The 3,194-nt window shown below is 57.3% G+C and carries 1 rRNA gene; it reads right to left on the bottom strand.

The features are described from left to right. Positions 1–21 precede the first annotated feature (21 nt). Positions 22–3,145 (bottom strand): 23S ribosomal RNA (locus tag ACTWQR_RS55395). Positions 3,146–3,194 lie beyond the last annotated feature (49 nt).

Here is a 3,194-nt window from a genome sequence, read left to right as displayed (position 1 = left end):
ACACAGTGGACGCGAGCAACTGAGGACAAGCCCTCGGCCTATTAGTACCAGTCACCTCCACCCGTTACCGGGCTTCCAGATCTGGCCTATCAACCCAGTCGTCTACTGGGAGCCTTAACCCCTCAAAGGGGGTGGGAATACTCATCTCGAAGCAGGCTTCCCGCTTAGATGCTTTCAGCGGTTATCCCTCCCGAACGTAGCCAACCAGCCATGCCCTTGGCAGGACAACTGGCACACCAGAGGTTCGTCCGTCCCGGTCCTCTCGTACTAGGGACAGCCCTTCTCAATATTCCTACGCGCACAGCGGATAGGGACCGAACTGTCTCACGACGTTCTAAACCCAGCTCGCGTACCGCTTTAATGGGCGAACAGCCCAACCCTTGGGACCGACTCCAGCCCCAGGATGCGACGAGCCGACATCGAGGTGCCAAACCATCCCGTCGATATGGACTCTTGGGGAAGATCAGCCTGTTATCCCCGGGGTACCTTTTATCCGTTGAGCGACGGCGCTTCCACAAGCCACCGCCGGATCACTAGTCCCGACTTTCGTCCCTGCTCGACCCGTCGGTCTCACAGTCAAGCTCCCTTGTGCACTTACACTCAACACCTGATTGCCAACCAGGCTGAGGGAACCTTTGGGCGCCTCCGTTACTCTTTAGGAGGCAACCGCCCCAGTTAAACTACCCATCAGACACTGTCCCTGATCCGGATCACGGACCCAGGTTAGACATCCAGCACGACCAGACTGGTATTTCAACGACGACTCCACACCGGCTGGCGCCGGCACTTCACAGTCTCCCAGCTATCCTACACAAGCCGAACCGAACACCAATATCAAACTGTAGTAAAGGTCCCGGGGTCTTTCCGTCCTGCTGCGCGAAACGAGCATCTTTACTCGTAGTGCAATTTCACCGGGCCTATGGTTGAGACAGTCGAGAAGTCGTTACGCCATTCGTGCAGGTCGGAACTTACCCGACAAGGAATTTCGCTACCTTAGGATGGTTATAGTTACCACCGCCGTTTACTGGCGCTTAAGTTCTCAGCCTCGCACACCCGAAAGTGCACTAACCGGTCCCCTTAACGTTCCAGCACCGGGCAGGCGTCAGTCCGTATACATCGCCTTACGGCTTCGCACGGACCTGTGTTTTTAGTAAACAGTCGCTTCTCGCTGGTCTCTGCGGCCACCCCCAGCTCGAGGAGCAAGTCCTCTCACCAGTGATGGCCCCCCTTCTCCCGAAGTTACGGGGGCATTTTGCCGAGTTCCTTAACCATAGTTCACCCGAACGCCTCGGTATTCTCTACCTGACCACCTGAGTCGGTTTAGGGTACGGGCCGCCATGAAACTCGCTAGAGGCTTTTCTCGACAGCATAGGATCATCCACTTCACCACAATCGGCTCGGCATCAGGTCTCACCCACATGCCATCCGGATTTACCTGGATGACGGGCTACACCCTTACCCCGGGACAACCACCGCCCGGGCTGGACTACCTTCCTGCGTCACCCCATCACTCACCTACTACAGGTCTGGACCGTCGGCTCCACCACTCCCCCTTGCCCGAAGGCTCCGGGGCGGCTTCACGGACTTAGCATCGCCTGGTTCAATGTTTGACGCTTCACAGCGGGTACCGGAATATCAACCGGTTATCCATCGACTACGCCTGTCGGCCTCGCCTTAGGTCCCGACTTACCCTGGGCAGATCAGCTTGACCCAGGAACCCTTAGTCAATCGGCGCACACGTTTCCCACGTGTGTATCGCTACTCATGCCTGCATTCTCACTCGTGAACCGTCCACCACTCGCTTACGCGGCGGCTTCACCCGGCACACGACGCTCCCCTACCCATCCCAGCCCCCGTTGGGGGTACATGCTGGAATGACACGACTTCGGCGGTACGCTTGAGCCCCGCTACATTGTCGGCGCGGAATCACTAGACCAGTGAGCTATTACGCACTCTTTCAAGGGTGGCTGCTTCTAAGCCAACCTCCTGGTTGTCTGTGCGACTCCACATCCTTTCCCACTTAGCGTACGCTTAGGGGCCTTAGTCGATGCTCTGGGCTGTTTCCCTCTCGACCATGGAGCTTATCCCCCACAGTCTCACTGCCGCGCTCTCACTTACCGGCATTCGGAGTTTGGCTAAGGTCAGTAACCCGGTAGGGCCCATCGCCTATCCAGTGCTCTACCTCCGGCAAGAAACACACGACGCTGCACCTAAATGCATTTCGGGGAGAACCAGCTATCACGGAGTTTGATTGGCCTTTCACCCCTAACCACAGGTCATCCCCCAGGTTTTCAACCCTGGTGGGTTCGGTCCTCCACGACCTCTTACAGCCGCTTCAACCTGCCCATGGCTAGATCACTCCGCTTCGGGTCTTGAGCGCGCTACTATACCGCCCTGTTCGGACTCGCTTTCGCTACGGCTTCCCCACACGGGTTAACCTCGCAACACACCGCAAACTCGCAGGCTCATTCTTCAAAAGGCACGCAGTCACGACTGTATGTGCAAGCACATACAGCGACGCTCCCACGGCTTGTAGGCACACGGTTTCAGGTACTATTTCACTCCGCTCCCGCGGTACTTTTCACCATTCCCTCACGGTACTATCCGCTATCGGTCACCAGGGAATATTTAGGCTTAGCGGGTGGTCCCGCCAGATTCACACGGGATTTCTCGGGCCCCGTGCTACTTGGGTGTCTCTCAAACGAGCCGCTGATGTTTCGACTACGGGGGTCTTACCCTCTACGCCGGACCTTTCGCATGTCCTTCGCCTACATCAACGGTTTCTGACTCGTCTCACAGCCGGCAGACTGTGAAAGAGAGATCCCACAACCCCGTACACGCAACCCCTGCCGGGTCTCACACGTATACGGTTTGGCCTCATCCGGTTTCGCTCGCCACTACTCCCGGAATCACGGTTGTTTTCTCTTCCTGCGGGTACTGAGATGTTTCACTTCCCCGCGTTCCCTCCACACACCCTATGTGTTCAGATGTGGGTGACAGCCCATGACGACTGCCGGGTTTCCCCATTCGGAAACCCCCGGATCAAAGCCTGGTTGACGACTCCCCGGGGACTATCGTGGCCTCCCACGTCCTTCATCGGTTCCTGGTACCAAGGCATCCACCGTGCGCCCTTAAAAACTTGGCCACAGATGCTCGCGTCCACTGTGCAGTTCTCAAACAACGACCAACCACCC

The sequence above is a fragment of the Streptomyces sp. 2A115 genome, assembly GCF_052245575.1.
Taxonomy (GTDB): Bacteria; Actinomycetota; Actinomycetes; order Streptomycetales; family Streptomycetaceae; genus Streptomyces.
This window is presented reverse-complemented; position numbering and strand designations above follow the sequence as displayed.